The organism is Sphingopyxis yananensis (assembly GCF_020687785.1).
Classification (GTDB): Bacteria; Pseudomonadota; Alphaproteobacteria; order Sphingomonadales; family Sphingomonadaceae; genus Sphingopyxis; species Sphingopyxis yananensis.
This window is the reverse complement of sequence record NZ_JAJEWI010000005.1, coordinates 943,873-962,618: the sequence shown is the minus strand read 5'-3', so window position 1 is coordinate 962,618 and position 18,746 is coordinate 943,873. Positions and strand designations below refer to the sequence as shown.

The window sequence follows — 18,746 nt, the reverse complement described above, 5'->3', positions numbered from 1 at the left end:
GCACCCGATCAAAGGGGGGCTTTGCGTTCATCCCGCCAAGCCGCTGCCATTAGGCCACGCGTCCAAAACCTGCCATATCATCCTCGACAGCCTCTGCCGCTGCCTTGGGGACGGAACGAAACACGCAAGTCTCCCCCACACCTTTCAGCAATTCCTGCTGCACGGGCCCAAATTCCGCGCGCTTATTGGTGCGCAGCCAACAGCTTTCCGAAATGGCGATACCGTTGATCTGGGCACAGCTTTCAAGGCGGGAGGCCATATTCACCGTCTCCCCCCAATAATCATAAGCCATGCGCGTCGCGCCAATCACCCCGCCGACCACCGGCCCGCTATGAATGCCAATTCGCAAGCCCAGGTCGACGCCTGCAATACGGCGCAGCTCTGGCACAATCGTTAACACATCATGCGCAAAGGCAATGGCGGCATCCGCGCTATTATTGGCGGCAACATTGCCGCCCGCCATCGCCAAATATCCATCGCCAATCGTCTTGACCTTTTCCACCCCATGCCGCGCCGCACATTCATCGGCATGGCGGAAAAAACAATTGAGCACATCGACCAAATGCCCCGGCGACATCCGCTTGGTCAGCGCGGTAAAACCCGCCATATCAATGAAAATCACACTGGCGTCGGCAAAGCTGTCGGCGACAACATGCCCGCCCCTGATGCGCTCCACCGCGCCGGACGGCAGCATATTATAGACCAGTTCCTCATTATGCTGGCGCTCCACCTCCAGCGCCTGCGCCAATTGAAAGGCCGCACGGCTGGTGCGCTCAATCGCTAGGTTGATCGCCAACATGATGGTCGCGCCCGAAACATAGCTGAGCAGCGCATAATATAAGCCCGCCCCATGGCTTTGGAGCGGCACGACCGTGATCAAAAACATGCACAAATCCAGCATCAGCCACAGCAAAAACGCCTTGGGCCGCCCAGCCAATACCACGGCAGCAAAGGCGCTGATCGCCAGCCGGTTCATCACGCCCACCGCGTGCATTTCCTGTTCCTGCATAATCAATTCGTCGAACAGGATTAAATTCACCCGCCCCAACAGAAAAACCAGCATCAACAAGGCCGTAAAATCAATATGGGGCCGCGCCAAATATCCATCCCAAAAGGTCAGACAGATATAGGCCCCGCTAATCAACAGCATGACGCCAAACAAAATCGCCAGACTGACCATATCATCGGGTGACACAAAAAGCGGGTTCAAAATGCTATAAGCCAGTGACACGAGCATGAACATCACGCCGTACAGGCGCACAAAAGGCAGGCGATATTGACGGGCCGTCGTCTGGAACCGTTGCTCCACCGCTGGGTCATCAAAGCGGCCTACGCCAAATATACTCATATTCACCCCCTGCGCCCCACGGCCCATAATCTTGTGACGGCAACCCTATGTCGCCCATCATCACGCGCCAGCCGTTACGGCTTATTCGGTAAATCTAAACAAACCGGAACCATGCGCCCGTGCGTTAGATCACTCGGTGATAGTTCGGCCGCATAGACTGGGCCGAAAATCGCTATTTTCTTGCTATTGCGCCCCATCAAAACTATAGGCGGCGCGTTCGTCGGACTCTGGTCTGGCTGCTATCGCTATGGAATATGGCCTAATCAAGCCATATCGCGACTATGTTTTTCACATGGTTTTGCTGATATTTCCGTTGCTTACGGCATGCCGCCCGCCATGGTTCAGACGAATGTTTTATCCGCAATTCGGCGGGTAAGACGGATCGGCCACAAGACCAGCGGAACCAACCGCTTGGCCGGAACAAATGAAGTAAGGATAATCCCATGGCCTCAACGGCATTTCCGACACGCGACGATTTCGCCGCGATGCTCGATGACTCGTTGGGCGGTGCAGACGGCGGCTTTGAAGGTCGCGTCGTAAAAGGCACTGTCACCAACATCGAAAATGATCTGGCAGTAATCGACATTGGCTTGAAGAGCGAAGGCCGCGTGCCACTGCGCGAATTCGCCATGCCTGGCCAGAAAGCCGACATCAAGGTTGGCGACGAAGTCGAAGTTTATGTCGACCGCGTCGAAAACGCCAACGGTGAAACCATGCTGTCGCGCGACCGTGCTCGCCGCGAAGCCGCTTGGGACCGTCTGGAAGAAGAATTCAACAAAGAAACGCGCGTTGAAGGTGTTATCTTTGGCCGTGTTAAGGGTGGCTTCACCGTTGACCTCGGCGGCGCCGTGGCCTTCTTGCCTGGCAGCCAAGTCGACATCCGCCCTGTGCGCGACGTTGCTCCGCTCATGGATCTGCCTCAGCCGTTCCAAATCCTCAAGATGGACCGCCGCCGTGGTAACATCGTTGTTTCGCGTCGTGCGATCCTCGAAGAAACCCGTGCAGAACAGCGTTCGGGCCTGATCCAGAATCTGGAAGAAGGTCAGATCATCGAAGGCGCCGTTAAGAACATCACCGATTATGGTGCGTTCGTTGACCTCGGCGGCATCGACGGCCTGCTGCACGTCACCGACATGAGCTACAAGCGCGTGAACCACCCAAGCGAAGTCATCAACATTGGTGACACCGTGAAGGTTCAAATCATCCGCATCAACCGCGACACGCAGCGCATCAGCCTTGGCATGAAGCAACTGGAAAGCGATCCTTGGGAAGGCGTTGCAGCCAAATATCCAGTGGGCGCGAAGCTGTCGGGCACCGTCACGAACATCACCGACTATGGTGCATTTGTGGAACTGGAACCCGGCATCGAAGGTCTGGTTCACGTCAGCGAAATGTCGTGGGTCAAGAAGAACGTTCACCCTGGCAAGATCGTTTCGACGAGCCAAGAAGTCGACGTTATCGTTCTCGAAGTCGACAGCGACAAGCGTCGTATCTCGCTGGGCCTGAAGCAAGCTCAATCGAACCCATGGGGCGCCTTCGCAGACGCACACCCAGTTGGTTCGGTCGTCGAAGGCGAAGTCAAGAACGCAACCGAATTCGGTCTGTTCGTTGGCCTGCCTGGCGACGTGGACGGTATGGTTCACATGTCGGACATCGCTTGGGGCATCTCGGGTGAAGAAGCGCTTCACTTGCACCGCAAGGGCGAAAGCGTACAGGTTGTTGTTCTCGACGTTGACGTCGAAAAGGAACGCATCAGCCTGGGCATCAAGCAACTCGAAAAGGGCGCACCAGCTGTTGGCGCAACCACGACGACGAGCACGCTGAAGAAGAACGAAACCACCACCGTTACGGTATTGGAAGTTCGCGACAATGGTCTCGAAGTTCAAGCTGGCGAAGATGGTGCGACCGGCTTCATCAAGCGCGCCGACCTTGGCCGCGACCGCGACGAGCAACGCCCAGAGCGTTACCAAGTTGGTCAGAAGTTCGACGCACTGGTCATCGGTTTCGACCGTTCGAAGAAGCCAAGCTTCTCGATCAAGGCTCTTCAGATCGCTGAAGAGAAGGAAGCTGTTGCGCAGTACGGTTCGTCAGATTCGGGTGCATCGCTGGGCGACATCCTTGGCGAAGCTTTGAAGGCAACCACCAAGAAGGACTAATCCTTCGGTTCCCGACCCAATTCAGGGGCCCGCGCAGCTATGCTGCGCGGGCCTTTCTCTTTTCGTTACAAAATTTTGCGATCACTTTTATTTTGCGCTTGTTATAAATCGTGTTAGCCCTACCCTCATCTGGAAGGGGAAACGAACAGATGAAGAAAGCAATACCATGAGTTGCTGTCTCGCCTGTCCGTAAAATAAGGGGAACACAATGATCCGGTCTGAACTGGTTCAAAAAATTGCAAACGAAAACAGCGATTTGCGTCTCGAAGAAGTCGAAACGATTGTCGACACATTCTTCGATTCCATCGTTGAACAACTTGCTGATGGTGGCCGCGTGGAATTGCGCGGTTTCGGTGCTTTTTCGACCCGCGCACGCGAATCACGGACGGGTCGCAACCCCCGCACTGGTGAATCCGTCGATGTGGACGCTAAAAAAGTCCCTTATTTTAAGCCCGGTAAGGAAATGCGCGAACGCTTAAACCAAAGCGTTTAACCGCCTTTTCATCATGCGCTTTTCGATTGGCGGCACGCCGTGCCGCCAACGCATGTTCACGGTCTTACGCGCTCAAACCCTTGTTCAGTCAGAACGGCATCAGCCTACTCAATACGGCATCTTTCGCGCGCATTTGGGCTGCACCCTGTACGGGGGGCAATCTAGCCTCCATACAGCCGTGCGCTCGCCATAGGCTAGTGATCACTGTTTCAACCGATATCCGGTCCGAAACACCCAGAAAACTGCACTCAGGCACAAAATCAAGAACAGAGCCACCGCCACCATACTGGCCATGGGGGACACATCGCCCTGTCCAAAAAAGGTCCAGCGAAATCCGCTGATTAAATAAACCACGGGGTTGAAAAGCGCCACGCTGCGCCAAAAAGGCGGTAACATATCAATGGAATAAAAGGCCCCGCCCAAAAAGGTCAGCGGATAAACGATCAGCATCGGCACCACCTGTAATTGCTCAAAGCTTTGCGCCCACAGGCCGATGATGAAACCGAATAAACACAAGGTCACCGCCAGCAATAGCATGAACCCGACCATCGCCGCCGGATGCGCCACTTCAACATCCACAAAAAAATGGACCGTGCCAAAAATAATCGCGCCAATCAGCACTGCCTTGGTTGCGGCGGCCCCAACATAAGCCATCAGCAATTCCGTCGCCGACAGGGGCGCCGACAGCATTTCATAAATCGTGCCCGTCCATTTGGGCATATAAATGCCAAAACTGGCGTTGCTAATCCCCTCGCTGAACATGGTCAGCATCATCAGACCAGGCACAATGAACGCGCCATAAGGAACGCCGCTAATATCCGACATGCGGCTGCCAATTGCGGAACCGAATACGATGAAATAGAGCGCGGTGGTGACCACTGGCAACATCAAGCTGGTCCAAAATGTGCGCCCAAAACGCGCCATTTCAAACGCATAGATTGCCGACATACCACGAAAATTCATCATCATGCATCACCCCCATGGCGGTCTTGATGCACCAAGCCGACAAAAATATCCTCCAGCGAACTTTGGCTGGTATGCAAATCCTTAAACGCCATGCCCATATCGCTCATCTGGCGCAGCAAAGACGGTACGCCCGTTGCCTCGGCCTGACTGTCGAAATCATAAATCAGCTCATAACCGCCAGCCCCCAGCCGCACATTCCATGGGGCCAACGCATCGGGCACCCGTTCCAAAGGCTCTGCCAAATTCAGGGTCAGCGTTTTGCGCCCCAATTTTTGCATCAACGCCTGTTTCTCTTCGACCAAGATCAGCTTACCGCCGGTAATCACCCCCACACGGTCGGCCATTTCCTCGGCCTCTTCGATATAATGGGTGGTCAAAATAATCGTCACGCCGCGTTCACGCAGACGATGCACCATATTCCACATATCGCGGCGCAGTTCGACATCCACGCCCGCTGTTGGTTCATCCAAAAACAAAATATCCGGCTCATGGCTCAGGGCTTTGGCGATCATCGCACGGCGCTTCATACCGCCGGACAATTCCATCATTTTGGCGTGGCGCTTGTCCCACAAGGACAAGTCCTTCAACAATTGCTCGATATAGGCAGGATCTTTAGGCTTGCCGAACAACCCGCGCGAGAAATTGACCGTCACAACCACCCGCTCAAATGCATCGGTCAGCAATTCCTGCGGCACCAAGCCAATCATGCTGCGCGCAGCGCGAAATTGTTTTTGATGGTCATGCCCGCCCACCAAAACCTGTCCTTCGCTGGGCGTGACGATACCGCAACAAATGCCAATCAAGCTGGATTTTCCGGCCCCATTGGGACCCAGCAAGGCAAAAATCTCGCCCTTGCGAATCTGCAAATTGACATCGTCCAACGCCCGATGCCCACCAGCATAGCGTTTTCCCAGCCCACGAATGTCCAGAATATTGTCCATGCGCCACCTGTAACCTTGCACTTGCTCGCACGAAAGGGGCTTTTGTCAGGATGAAAATGGACCAGAATATTTTTCCATTTTTTCCGCTTTATCAGTCTTGGCCTATGAAAACTTCCTGCCTATAACGCCCCTCGGTGTGCGGGCGTGGCGGAATGGTAGACGCAACGGACTTAAACCAAATTGAGTGCTCGGCGGGAAATCGCCGAAGTAGAACTGCTCAAATTCGGGGAAGCCTTTTAACTGGTAATCCCGAGCCAAGCCGTAGGAAACTACGGAAGGTGTAGAGACTAGACGGGCAGCACCTAAACCCACAGGGCAACCGATGGGCATGGTGAAGGGATAGTCCAGACCCCAAACGCTGGTTTCGACCAGCGGCGGCGAAAGCCGTAGAAGGTAAGAAAATCCGTCGGGCTCTGCCCGTGGGGGTTCGAGTCCCCCCGCCCGCACCACCATCCAGAACTTCCGGCACCCTGTGCATCTGGCCCATATGCTAAACAGGCAGCCGGACGACCCGCCGATGAAAATCCACCAGCAAAGATCGCCCAGCTACCTGCCCCCCCAAGCGGGAACCGGTCCATCTCTATGCGCTGCGCCCTCAGGCCATTTGATATTCGCTGGTCACATTGCCCCGCAATCGGTCAAATTCCGCCGCGATCAGGCGGGCATAAGGCAAAGCATAAGACGGCAAAATCAGTTCATTTTGACGCCACATCATCAGGCCATGCACTTCATATTTCACCAAGGCATCGCGGGCGGAATAGAGCATAGCGTGGGGAATTTTGGCGCGTCCCTGACACAGGATGCCACGAATAATTTCGCCGCGCTGCTGGTCGTCCGCGCTAATTTTCACACCCCGTTCAGCGGCCCAGTCACGGGCGTTGACACGGTCACGGTACACGCCCACCCGCTTTTCATTCTGGCAAATCAGCCTCGAAAATTGGCTAATCGCACTGGCCCCAAAACCAATGAGCACATCGCTTTGGTCTTCGGTAAATCCTTGGAAGTTGCGCCGAACCTTTCCGCGCATCGATGCTTTGGCCAATGCGTCCTCGGGCCGCGCAAAATGGTCGAACCCAATGGCCTGATATCCAGCCTCGGTCAGGCGTTGATAGCCCCGATGCGCTTGACGGAAGCGCAGTTCATGATCAGGCAAGTTGCTGCCATCGATACGGCGCTGACGCGGCAATAAAGCGGGCAAATGGGCATAGCCAAACAGCGAAATCCGGCTGGGGGCCAGATCAATCGTCTGGCTCAGCGTGTCGTCCAAATCCGTCAGGCTTTGCCCCGGCAAACCGAACATCAGATCGAAATTTACCTGTTCAATGCCATGGCTGCGCAGGCTGGCGACCGCATCTTCGATATCCGCCTTGGGTTGAATGCGGCCAATGCGCTGCTGCACATGCGCCGCAAAGGTCTGGACGCCCAAGCTCACCCGATCCACGCCCGCCGCGCTCAACGCCATCGACCATTCCGGCGTAAAACCGCGCGGGTCCAGCTCAACCGAAATATTGGGCTGGCCCGCATCAAAGATCGTTATGATATGGTCCAACAAGCGGATGAATTCGACCGGCGCAATGGCATTGGGGCTGCCCCCACCAAAGGCGATACGCTGCACCTTGCCGCGCCCGCCCAAACGGCGCGCCACCATGGTAATTTCGCGTTTCAGCGCATCCAAATAATCGGACAAACGCTGCTTGCGCCCCGCCGCGCCCGTGTTGCACCCGCAATACCAACAAATCTGCTCACAAAAGGGAATATGCACATAAAGGGAAATCGGCGTGCCCTGCGCAACATCGTCCAAGGCGGCAACAAAATCCCCCGCGCCCACCGCGTCGGAAAATTCCATAGCGGTGGGATAGCTGGTGTAACGCGGCACAGGGCGGTCGAGCAATTCAGGAAGGTAAGTCCACATAAAGGCTCATTAAAATTCCATTAACCCTGAAACATTGACCTAGATCAAATTGCCGCTCTCTTTTTCAGGCGGTCCGCCGCAGCTGGCTTATCTGGGCCATGGATATGCTGGCTCCATATCCACCACATCGCGCCTGCGCCAATGCCCCATGTCAGAGCCGCGATGATGGGCATCGTCCAACCGCTCATCATCATCGCCAAGGCCCCCAAATGGGTGATGCCCAATATCCGCATTCCATGATGCTTCAGCGCCCGCAGGTCACGCGCCCATAAAATGGCAGCCGGAATGGCGGCCATATCCTGCCCCATCAACAACGCCCTGCCCGTTCCGCCGCTGCGCAGCATCCATGCCCCCCGTCCGGCCGCTAGCGACAAGATCAATGGCACATGGCCAGCCGCGCAATGCCGTGCAATGGCGGCGTCTTTGTCCGGCGCGCTCATAAAGCCTTGCGCCATCAGGCCCAATTGCCGCGCCATTGGCCCCAACATCTGCGCGCTGTCCGGCGCATAAAGCACGGGCACCACGCCCGCACGGCGCAGCGCCCGCAACATCGGCGGCGCATCGCTGCGAATATCTTCGTCAAATACTGCCGACGCCGCAGGCTCCCCGTCCATATGCAAATGGATCACCAGCTTTGTATGGCCATAGCCAATGGGCTGCACAAACAGTATGATATCATGCCCGCGCCACTCGCCCCGCAGATGACCGGAAGATTGAACGTCCAATTTGCTGATCATTTCCTCCGCCACTCCGCTGCCCTCCAGCGAATTGGCCAAAGCAATGGTCAAAGGGTGGTCGCCATGCTTCGCCAGCCCCAACATCACAGGGGCCAAGCGCGGGTCCAAGCGGGGCTGCTGCGCCGCCAAACAGCGCCCCGACCGGCGCAGCACCATCGGATCGTCAATCAACAACAGGTCCGCACCAGACAGGTTGCGCATCGCCCCGCCCACCCATTGTGCCGAAAATCCCGCAACCCGCCGCCGAAACACCGCCCAAATCACGCCGTTCAGCACCATGACGGATAAAAGAATAGAGAGAGCCAAAGCACCCGCAGCTTTTATCCAAAAGCCATGCGCCCACCCGTCCATCAGCATCGCGGCACCGGCCAGCAACCCCGCCAGAAAACAGACGCACAATATATAGCGCGCATCGCCGCTGCCCAAGATGTGGCCCCAGCGTCCGGACGACGGTGCCCGCCGATCATGCGAATTTCCGTGTAGTGCCCCCGATTGATGGACCCCCAAATGCTGCGACATCGCCGCCCTTCCCCCCGCATATTTTCAGGGCTTCTGCCCTGCGCAGGGACCATGTGAGGCTGGCCATGGCCTTTCCTTGATCCAGATCAAATTTCCTTTTGCGCCAGATCAATGAAGCGGTGGTCAGCTTGCGCCATTCAAGGGGCATCACGACCAAATATAGTGAAACAAAGGGTAATTTTGTGAAACAGCCTCTCCTCCCCCTCTTTGCACTTATGGCGGCGCTCGCCGTTCCTCAGGGGGCGCAAGCCAAAGCAGGCGATTTGGATATCAAGCTTTTCGCCACCTATGTCGCGGCCGATGGCAAAATCGATTCGGTCAAATATGACGGGCTCAGCCTGCCTGCCGGCACAGCATCCAAGGCCAATGACAATGTGACGCCAACCATGGCCCTGCAATATTTCGTCAGCGACCATATCTCGCTGGAAACCATCGCTGGACTGACCCAGCATGATATTGACGGCGCAGGCGCGCTGGGCGGCACCGAATTGGCATCCAATGTCAAAATCTTGCCTGCCACCGTGACGGTGAAATATCATTTCGGCGCAGACGGTGGTGTCCGCCCCTATGTTGGCGCAGGCCCCAGCTATTTCATCTTCATCGACGAAAAATCGGGCAGCACCACCCAAACCATGGGCGCATCGCGGTTAAAAGTGAACGACACACTGGGCGCCGCCTTTCAGGCTGGCATTGATGTGCCGTTAAACACCAAAGGCATGACGCTCAGTCTGGATGCCAAACGCTATATTATGCGGCCCACCGCCACATGGCATGCAGGCGAGACGATGGTGTTAAAAACCCGTCAGCGGCTCGACCCGTGGCTGATCAGCGCGGGTCTGGGTTTCCGCTTCTAAGGCCAGCCACCCCATCCCTTGGGCCTTCTTAGGTCCACTCCTCATGGGCTACCTCTCTCCGAACCTTGTGGCCCATCCTCGTGCCGACGCTTGTTGTTCAGCCTGCCAACAATTCCAATGCATTGCGATCTTGGATCACAATCTCGCGGCGGGACGGCAGGTCCAACAAACCGTCGGCACGCATTTTTGTTAATTGGCGGCTGGTCGTCTCAATGGTCAGGCCCAAAATATCGGCAATTTGTTGGCGTCCAAAGGGCAATTCAAAGCTTGCCCGCACGCCCGCTTCACACCCCTGCCCCGACAAACGTTCCGACATTTCCAACAAGAAAGACGCGATTTTCTCTGATGCGGTTTTGCGCCCCAACAACATCATCCAATGGCGCGCTCGGTCCAATTCGTCCAACGTCCGGCGCAGCAATTTCTGCTGCAAATCGGGATGACTGCTGGCAAATTCATCAAAGGCCTTGCGATTGAAAATGCACATTTCGGCATCGGTCATCGCGGTCACGCTATAGGGGGTTTCTTTGCCAAAGGGCCGCCCGATAAAGTCCGATGGAAACACCACGCCAACAATTTGCTCACGTCCGTCCGCCGCAGAAACGACCATTTTCAACACACCGTCCAGCACATTGGCCACAACAGGGGCTTCATCGCCTTCCCACATTAAAACATGGCCAGCCTTTATCTTTTGCCGGCGGCCAATCTTCCCCAACATTACAAGCTCATCGGCTTGCAATCCGGAACAAATGGCGCGGTTGCGCACGATACAGGCAGAACAGTCAGACACATATGCCCGTTAGCGTGGCCTGACGGCCAAGGGAATAGGCAGAGCCGGTAATTTGCCGCTTATCCGGCCACTGTGGCTTCCTCGCCGCGAAAATCGTCACGGCTGGCCATCAAGCTTTGCTGCTGCGCGGGCGAGCGGTAAAGGAAATCCTGCGGCAATCCCATGCGCACACTGGCCAAGCAAGGCGGCGATTGCGGGTCCATACGCCGATCCGCCGCACGGCCTGCAAGGCGCAGCATCCACTTGTCCACCACGGTCAGGTCATATTTGCGGCCCAATTGCAAAATCTGGCGAATATGGGGCGGCAACAACGACACGGCAGCACGGCCAATCGCCCGATGCAAAAAGCGCGGAACCGACGGCGCGGCTTGCCCAGACTGAATAATATCCAGAAATTCAAATACAATCGGATGCGGTTCAAAATTCGGCTCCAGCCCCCGCATCATGGTCATAAATTCATCAATGGTCTTGGGCGTATGCAGCGCGCCAAACAAGCGGCCTACACTATCCCCTTCCCGTAAAAACTGGTCCTGTTCGGCTTTGCTCAGCGGGGCCACAAAACGGTCATAAGCCGTGACAAAGCCAAAAGACGCCGTGGCCGCCACCCAGTCCAGCAACACCGGGTCCATCGCCCGATAGGCCTGACCATCGGGGGTGTTCCCCTTCACCTTGCCATGCATATGATTGACATGGCCAATGACTTCTTTGGCGGTGCTGGCTGGCCCATAACAGGCCAGCAAGGCCACCAACCCCGTCCGTTTGGATCGGCTGATGGGGTCTTGTTTATAGGTCGAATGGTCCCAAACCCCCGACCGGATGCGTGGGTCGGCAAATTCCAGCAAAACCGCTGCAATACCGCCGATACCCAAGGCAATTTGGTTCTTAAAAACCCGCCATCGCACACTATCTGGCGCAACCAGTGCAGCTTCTCCCGCTGGGCCCGAAAAGTCGATCTTCGTTCCCAGATATTGATCCTGCACAAGCTGCGCCATAGCTAAACCTTTCAGTTCATACCCATTTAGAAACTATATCCTGCTGTCATACCAAAGGTGCGCGGCATATTGGCAAAACGCACCACCACGTTGGCATTGCTGGTGACGGCAGACCAGGAATATTTGTTAAACAAATTCTTGGACCACAATGACACCGACCAACCGTCATGGCTCTTTACACCAATGCTGGCGTTGACCGAAGCATAGGCATCCACGTCGTACAGCGCACGCGTTTCATCCGTCAGCGATGCATCATAGAATATGCTGCTGGATTTGCTTTGATAGCGCATGTTTACGGCACCATTCAGGTCCAAATTCGACGTGACTGGTACGTCATAAGCGACCATCATGCTCCCTTGGAAACGAGGGCTATAGATGAATTCGGCACCGTCGAAATTCTGGCTATTGCCTGCGGCGTTCGTGCCCTCATAGCCAATGATTTTGGTTTTCAGCCACAGGCCGTTGGCCGAAATAGACACGCCCCGCGTCGGACGCAGCGTCAGTTCGCCTTCCAAACCATAGGCCTTGGACTTGGGCACATTATCCAAACGTGACAATGCCTTGTAAACAGGGTCAGCAAAATAGGTGCTGATCTGCTTGTCCTTATAGTCATAGTAGAAAGCAGCGAAATTCGCCTGCAACAAACGATCCGCCAGCGTCGCCTTCACACCGACTTCATAGGATGTCAGTTCTTCTTGGGTCACGGGATTATTTTGGTCTGCCTTGCTCGCCACGTTCACTGGCGTTGTGCCCGACTTATAACCGCGCGAGATGGAAGCATAGACCAAGGTATCATCATTGGGCGACCAGTCCAATGCGGTGCGCCAAGCCACGTTGTCCTCATCCAATTTATGGGCCGTTGGACCGAAGCTATGCGTGTCGGTATGGTGTGTATTACATCCATTGATTTTCAAAGCTTCGGGATATTTACCATCCACCAAACCTGCGCCAGCGCGGGTAAAGAGATTAACGTTCGGCAACATGCTTCCGTTAAAGTCGGCGGTACAGCCAAAATAATCCTGTTTGTCCTGCGTATAACGCAGGCCAAGCGTCAGCTTCAAATTGTCAGTCAATTCGGTATCAGCACTTCCGAAAATGCTCCACGTCTTCGTGGTCATCCGCGCATTATTGGTAAAGGTCCGGAAGGATGTTTTAACATCATCGACCGTATAGCCTGCCGCGTTCAACACAGGGCTCAGCAGCAGGTTCCGGTCCAGAATGAACTGGCGAACATAACGGTTGTTGGCATTTTCGCCTTGCAGATTTCGGCTGCCGTCGAAAATTTTATCACGGGCGAAATAGCCACCGACCAACCAGTTCACCTTGCCGGTTTCACCCTCGAAATGCAGTTCTTGTGCAAAGCTTTTGATGCGGCCATTCATCGACTGCAACAAAATTTCATAAGGTGCGCCGCTCCAATCCGAAATGGCGTCACGTTTGAAATCATTATAGCTGGTCAGGCTAACCAATTTCACCGTGTCACTAAGATCTTGATCCAGACGCAGCTTCAGGCCCCAAAAACGATTATTTTCGGCCAAATCGCCAGGCAGACCGGCACCGATACCAACATCCGCCGAGCGTGAAGCGCGGGGCGCCCAATCGGCCTGACTAGCGCGTGTCGGGCGATTATTCGCCAAATAATCGGCCAACCCCGGCATATTGCCGGTCGAATTGGTCAAGTTCGCACCGGGCGTCGTTGTTGGCGTAAATCCAATGCCCTGCGCCGAAACCGTATCCGATTTATTCTGCCACCATGTTACGCCCAGATTAATTTGGGTCGACGAGCTAGGTTCAATCGCCAATGATCCGCGAATACCCAACTTGTCCACTTTTCCTTGACGTTCATTGGGACGCGAGTTGCTGATCTGCCAGCCTTTGTCGCTATTTTCGCTGCGCACCGCAAGGCGGGCTGATACGCCCTCGGTCAGCGGGCCCGACAAATAGCCTTCGAAATTATAGGTTTGATAATTGCCAACTTCCGCCTTCACCGCGCCCTTAAATTCGTCGGTGGGCTTGGCCGTAATGAAGTTGATCAGACCAGCCGTGGTGTTGCGGCCATATAGCGTCCCTTGTGGCCCCTTCAGCACTTCGACACGTTCCAAATCCATAACCGGACCCGTGTTCATTATCGGATAGGCATAAGCCACTTCGTCGACATAGGTACCGACGGTCGAGGTCGAAGAAATATTAATGGTGTTAAAGCCAATGCCGCGCATCGTATAGGTGGGAACGCCCTGATAGCTTTGCGACACCGACAAGCTCGGCGCCACCGCTGACAGATCGCGGACATCGGTCACCTTCAGGGCTTCTAGCGTGCCTGCGTCAACGGCCTGAATGGCCATACCCACGTCATTCATTGATTCGGCGCGGCGCTGGGCCGTCACGATGATTTCGCCGTCCATTGCATTGGATGCACCGCTGCTTTGCGCCTGAGCAAAGGTTGGTACCATTGCCGAAAGGGCAACTCCCGTCGTGGCCAACAGGAATAGGCGTGCCTTTTTCATATATCCTCCCTCAAAATCTTTGATTGTGCGCGGTGTCGTCTTGCACTGCACTCCAAACAAACTACCCTATGAAAGGACCTCTTTACGGGGCCGTGAACAAGCTGGCATCTATGTCAGGATATAAGAGAAAAGGTGGATAGGTTAATATGGATCATCGCGCGCAATGTTGGGCCCAAACATCCCAGTTTATCGCGCAAGTTCAAGACATTGGTGACGAAATTGGCATGCCCTATATCGCGGCTCAGGCCGATTTGGCTGATCCGAATCCTATGTCCGACGAAGCGGGTGTCCCTTATGCCCTGTCGACATTTCGCTGGATCAACCCAGACAGCGAATATTATCGTGATCGCAAGTTGGCGCTCAGCGAACCTTTTCTGAACGCCTGCCGTTTATCGGCTGAACCTTTTTATTTCCGCGACGGTCAATTTCATATGAATCGCGCATCGCACCTTCTTTCCTCCATCGATTGCTCGCATATTCACGAAAGCATTTTGTCCAGCGAGGCCATCATCGTGCCGGTTCACCAACCGCGCAGCATGTTAGGCACGATCATTTGGTGCGCCAAAGACGCTGTCGGCGTAGAGGATATTTTTCGGCACCATGCCGCTCGGCTCCAATATCTGGCGGTGCAACTCATTTCGACGCATAATGAAGCACGTGGCCGCCCGCGCAATGCTCCTATTTTACAGCGGCTGACACGGCGTGAGGCGCAATGCCTTCGCTGGGCCGCTGCGGGGAAAACCGACAGCGAAATCGGAATTATTCTCGACCTGTCGATCTCTACCGTTCGTTTTCACCTGCGCAACGCCGCCAGCAAATTGGGCGCTACGGGCCGCACCCAATCCATCCAATTGGCGGCCGGATTGGGCTTCATTGGCGCCGTTTAAGTCCGAAATGGATAGTATCGAGCATAAATATTCATAATGAAAAACAAAGTGATGTTTTAAATCCCCTGCAAAATATCGGGTCTGTGTTCAATTCAGTAACCATTTACCGTTACGCTCACAGCCATGCAGACCCACAGCGACAAGAAATCGGAACCAACCGGACGTTTGTTTTCATGGCTTGGCCTAAAGAAAGCAGCGGACGCTGCCCATGATGATCCGCAACAAGGTGCAGATCATCCCTTTCATGATACCAAACGCCGCAATATATCGCGCGACGCACGGCGGGCATTGGGCCAGACGATTGTCGATTTTCTGGTGGGTCAGGATTTGGACATGTCGCCCGAAAATTTGGCGATTGCCCATGCCGCATTTTCTGGGGCACACCCTTGTTTGGCGCGGGAAATCAACGCCCGCCTACAGGCACAGGAACCGATCAGCCAGACATGGCTCAACCATATTCACTCCATCAATGCGCCGCCATCCGATGCGCATGACATGGACAATATGATGGCGCGCCTCGCCGATCAGGTTGACAGTTTCCAACAACAAACCAAGCAAGCCCGCACCATCACGGTTCAATATGGCAGCGCCTTGGAACAACATGTCGATGACCTACAAGAGGTCGACAAAACAGGCGATCTGGTCAGCGACCTCGCACGCCTAGCCCAAACGATGCTCGATCGCACCAAACGCGCCGAACAAGATATGCGCCGCAGCGAAGATGAAGTACGCGAACTGCGCAAAAATCTGGTGCGCGCGCGGCGCGATGCGGAAATTGACCATTTGACCGGCCTGCCCAATCGCCGCGCTTTCGAAGCCCTGCTGACCCAGCAACGTCAGGAAGCACGGGCGCAATGCGACCCGCTCAGCGTGGCGATCTGCGACATCGACGAATTCAAACGGATTAACGATGTCCATGGGCATGATGCTGGCGACCGTGTGATTAAGGTGGTGGCCGAAACTTTGGCCCGTATTTCCAACGACCGTTGCCATGTTGCCCGCCATGGCGGCGAAGAATTTGTGATGCTGTTTCGGGGCCACACCCCCAGCCAAGCCGCCGAATTATTAAATGATGCGCGCGAACATATGGCCCAGCGTACCTTGATCAACCGCAAAACCGACACGCCCTTTGGCCAAGTCACTTTTTCGGGCGGTGTGGCCGATATTTTCGGATATGCCAATGAACGCGATGCCCTGCGCGCCGCCGACGAAGCGCTGTACCGCGCCAAGGAACATGGCCGGAACCGTATCGAGGTTGCCTGACCGCCGCACCTTCTCACCCATAAAAATGCGGCGGTTATCCCATGGGAATCCGCCGCAAATATTTCATATTCGTTCGGGCCAATGGCCAGAAGCTAGCTGCTTACCGGCTCCACCGCGCAAAAATGGCCGTGGGCAATAACAGCCCCCGCGCTTCCTCGCGCACCACCAGTTCGCCGCACTCCACCTGTCCGGGCAAGTCCGCCAAAGTCTGCCTCAACAATTCACCAATCGCCAAAGCCGACAGGCGCACGGCATAAACCGTCAGGAACAAAGCGCGGCTATCATCGTCCAGCAAATGCCGGATATCGGCCAATAAATTGGGCAAGCCTTCTTCCAACTGCCACCGCTCGCCATCCGGCCCACGGCCAAATTTCGGCGGGTCCAGCAAAATGGCATCATAACGGCGGTCGCGCCGCACTTCACGCGCCACAAATTTTCCCGCATCATCGACAATCCAGCGAATGGGCCGATCGGCCAAACCCGCGAGTTCCGCATTTTTGCGGGCCTGTGCCACGGATTTTTTGGACGCATCCACATGGGTCACCGCCGCGCCCTTGGCGGCCAAGGCTTGGCTGCCCACGCCCGTATAGCCGAACAGGTTCAAGAACGACGGTTCCGGCTTGTCGCTGACTTTATCGCGCAGCCAATCCCACACCGGTGCCATATCCGGAAAAAATCCCAAATGGCGAAACGGCGTGCAGCTCGCCTGAAAGGCGGCCTCGCGCCAATGCAGGGGCCACCCTTCGGCGGGCACTGGCTTGTTGAAATACCAACGGCCACCGCCATCATCATCCGATGCGGGTATAAATTCGCCGTCCGCCTTGTCCCATTCGGAATCGGGCAAGGCCGGTTGCCACATCGCCTGCGGTTCTGGGCGAATGAAACGATATTTTCCATATCGTTCCAATTTGCGTCCAGCACCGCTGTCGATCAGCCCATAATCGTCCCAGCCTTCCCCCACCAGCTTGGTCAGAGGAAGCAGCTCAGCCATGTTCACACACCGACAAAATATAGGCCTTTACCGTGTCATAATCGCCAGCCAATTTTTCATACCGTTCTTCACGGTCGAACAAATTGCCCAGACGGGTTGGCAATGCCGGACGGACGCCCGTTGCGCGTTCCACGGCTTCGCGGAACTTTGCCGGATGCGCGGTCGCCAAGGTCACGACAGGAATGTCGCTCGCCACATCGCTGGCGCGGGCAGCAGCCAAGCCAACCGCGCTATGCGGGTCGATAATCTGGCCGCCATGTTCCTGCGCCCAGCGCAGCGCCAAGGTCATCGCATCGCCGTCAACACTGGCGCTGGAAAACAGCCCGCGTGCGCCAGCTACCATATCTTCGGGAATTTGCATGGCGCGCTTGGTTTCAAACTCGGCCATCAAGCCATTGATCTCCGCGCCGTCGCGGCTGGCCAGATCGAACAACAAGCGTTCAAAATTGCTGCTGACCTGAATGTCCATGCTGGGGGTCGCGGTGGGGGTCACCGTACCCGCGCTATAATCCCCGCTGCTCAGGGCGCGGTGCAAAATATCATTGACGTTGGTGGCCACGATCAAACGGTTGATCGGCAAGCCCATGCGCGATGCGACATAGCCCGCAAACACGTCGCCAAAATTACCGGTCGGTACGCTGAACGCCACTTCGCGGTCCGGCCCGCCCAAACGCACAGCGGCATAGAAATAATAGACAACCTGCGCCATCAAACGCGCCCAGTTGATGCTGTTCACCGCCGACAGCGTGATTTTCTCGCGCACTTCGGCATCGCCGAACAAACGCTTCACCATCGCTTGCGCGTCATCAAAGCTGCCGTCAATCGCGACATTGTAAACATTGGGGGCCAACACGGTGGTCATCTGGCGGCGCTGAACATCGCTGACGCGGCCTTCGGGATGCAGCATGAAAATACGAATATGCTCGCGGCCCGCGACAGCTTCAATCGCCGCCGAACCGGTATCACCCGACGTCGCCCCAACAATGGTGATGTCGGTATCACCGCCCGCCAAAAATTTCGCGAACAATTGCCCCAGCAATTGCAGGGCCACATCCTTAAACGCCAAGGTCGGGCCGTGGAACAATTCCAACAGCCAATGTTGATGATCCAACTGCACCAGCGGCGTCACGGCATCATGGCTGAAACGGCCATAGGCCGCTTGGCATAATTCGCGCAATTCCTCTTCGCTCAGGACGCCGTTCACAAATGGCGTCATCACCCGCACCGCAGTTTCAACATAGCTGAGGCCCTGAAGCGAGCGTATCTCATCCAGCGTAAATTGCGGCCAAGAGGATGGCACATAAAGCCCCCCGTCGCTGGCAAGCCCAGCAAGCGTGGCGGCACGAAAGTCGAGGGTCGGCGCAGAGCCGCGGGTGCTGATATATTCCATGACGAG

Annotated in this window: 15 protein-coding genes; 5 read left to right on the top strand and 10 right to left on the bottom strand. The window is 55.7% G+C overall.

The genetic code is table 11. From position 1 onward, the window contains the following. Nucleotides 1-49 precede the first annotated feature (49 nt). Nucleotides 50-1,348, bottom strand: coding sequence for an adenylate/guanylate cyclase domain-containing protein (locus LKO31_RS07080; RefSeq protein ID WP_227689530.1), 1,299 nt, complete (start codon nucleotides 1,346-1,348; stop codon nucleotides 50-52). A 443-nt stretch (nucleotides 1,349-1,791) separates the two neighbouring features. On the opposite strand from LKO31_RS07080, the gene rpsA reads away from it, so the two are divergent. Both rpsA and LKO31_RS07070 read left to right on the top strand, forming a co-directional pair. After that, on the top strand, nucleotides 1,792-3,504 hold the full coding sequence (gene rpsA / locus LKO31_RS07075) for a 30S ribosomal protein S1 (protein WP_227689529.1): 1,713 nt from the start codon (nucleotides 1,792-1,794) through the stop codon (nucleotides 3,502-3,504). A 208-nt stretch (nucleotides 3,505-3,712) separates the two neighbouring features. Then, nucleotides 3,713-3,997, top strand: a complete 285-nt coding sequence (locus LKO31_RS07070; protein ID WP_227689528.1) for an integration host factor subunit beta — start codon at nucleotides 3,713-3,715, stop codon at nucleotides 3,995-3,997. A 201-nt stretch (nucleotides 3,998-4,198) separates the two neighbouring features. Here LKO31_RS07070 and LKO31_RS07065 read toward each other — a convergent pair whose 3' ends face one another. The 4 genes from LKO31_RS07065 to LKO31_RS07050 form a co-directional block, all read right to left on the bottom strand. Next, a complete protein-coding gene (locus LKO31_RS07065; protein WP_227689527.1) occupies nucleotides 4,199-4,966 on the bottom strand; it encodes an ABC transporter permease in 768 nt (255 codons plus the stop codon). Further along, nucleotides 4,963-5,904: an ABC transporter ATP-binding protein gene (locus LKO31_RS07060; RefSeq protein WP_227689526.1), complete on the bottom strand. Its 942-nt coding sequence runs from the start codon at nucleotides 5,902-5,904 to the stop codon at nucleotides 4,963-4,965. Before LKO31_RS07060 ends, LKO31_RS07065 begins: the two co-directional genes overlap by 4 nt. A gap of 595 nt (nucleotides 5,905-6,499) precedes the next feature. Continuing rightward, complete coding sequence (gene hemN, locus LKO31_RS07055) at nucleotides 6,500-7,816, bottom strand: oxygen-independent coproporphyrinogen III oxidase (protein WP_227689525.1); 1,317 nt, start codon at nucleotides 7,814-7,816, stop codon at nucleotides 6,500-6,502. 44 nt (nucleotides 7,817-7,860) lie between these two features. Next, entirely contained in the window at nucleotides 7,861-9,072 is a 1,212-nt protein-coding gene (locus LKO31_RS07050) for an HAD family hydrolase (RefSeq protein WP_227689524.1), read from the bottom strand. 182 nt (nucleotides 9,073-9,254) lie between these two features. On the opposite strand from LKO31_RS07050, the gene LKO31_RS07045 reads away from it, so the two are divergent. Beyond that, complete coding sequence (locus LKO31_RS07045; RefSeq protein WP_227689523.1) at nucleotides 9,255-9,926, top strand: OmpW/AlkL family protein; 672 nt, start codon at nucleotides 9,255-9,257, stop codon at nucleotides 9,924-9,926. 97 nt (nucleotides 9,927-10,023) lie between these two features. Here the strand turns inward: LKO31_RS07045 and LKO31_RS07040 are convergent, their stop codons facing one another. Genes LKO31_RS07040 through LKO31_RS07030 form a run of 3 tightly spaced genes read right to left on the bottom strand, consistent with a single transcriptional unit; the run spans nucleotide 10,024 to nucleotide 14,209 of the window. Then, nucleotides 10,024-10,713 carry a Crp/Fnr family transcriptional regulator gene (locus tag LKO31_RS07040; protein WP_227689522.1) on the bottom strand — a complete coding sequence of 230 codons (690 nt, stop codon included), beginning with the start codon at nucleotides 10,711-10,713 and terminating at the stop codon, nucleotides 10,024-10,026. A 59-nt stretch (nucleotides 10,714-10,772) separates the two neighbouring features. After that, nucleotides 10,773-11,705 carry an oxygenase MpaB family protein gene (locus LKO31_RS07035; RefSeq protein ID WP_227689521.1) on the bottom strand — a complete coding sequence of 311 codons (933 nt, stop codon included), beginning with the start codon at nucleotides 11,703-11,705 and terminating at the stop codon, nucleotides 10,773-10,775. Between the two features lie 26 nt (nucleotides 11,706-11,731). Beyond that, a complete protein-coding gene (locus LKO31_RS07030; RefSeq protein ID WP_227689520.1) occupies nucleotides 11,732-14,209 on the bottom strand; it encodes a TonB-dependent receptor in 2,478 nt (825 codons plus the stop codon). A 146-nt stretch (nucleotides 14,210-14,355) separates the two neighbouring features. Here LKO31_RS07030 and LKO31_RS07025 point away from each other — a divergent pair, with 146 nt between their 5' ends. Together LKO31_RS07025 and LKO31_RS07020 are read left to right on the top strand one after the other, a co-directional pair. Continuing rightward, a complete protein-coding gene (locus tag LKO31_RS07025; protein ID WP_227689519.1) occupies nucleotides 14,356-15,096 on the top strand; it encodes a helix-turn-helix transcriptional regulator in 741 nt (246 codons plus the stop codon). A 123-nt stretch (nucleotides 15,097-15,219) separates the two neighbouring features. Beyond that, nucleotides 15,220-16,359 carry a GGDEF domain-containing protein gene (locus LKO31_RS07020; RefSeq protein WP_227689518.1) on the top strand — a complete coding sequence of 380 codons (1,140 nt, stop codon included), beginning with the start codon at nucleotides 15,220-15,222 and terminating at the stop codon, nucleotides 16,357-16,359. Nucleotides 16,360-16,459: 100 nt separating this feature from the next. On the opposite strand, the gene LKO31_RS07015 is transcribed toward LKO31_RS07020, so the two are convergent. Next, nucleotides 16,460-17,350, bottom strand: a complete 891-nt coding sequence (locus LKO31_RS07015; RefSeq protein ID WP_227689517.1) for a class I SAM-dependent methyltransferase — start codon at nucleotides 17,348-17,350, stop codon at nucleotides 16,460-16,462. Continuing rightward, a complete protein-coding gene (gene thrC / locus LKO31_RS07010) occupies nucleotides 17,343-18,740 on the bottom strand; it encodes a threonine synthase (RefSeq protein WP_227689516.1) in 1,398 nt (465 codons plus the stop codon). Before thrC ends, LKO31_RS07015 begins: the two co-directional genes overlap by 8 nt. Nucleotides 18,741-18,746: the final 6 nt, after the last annotated feature.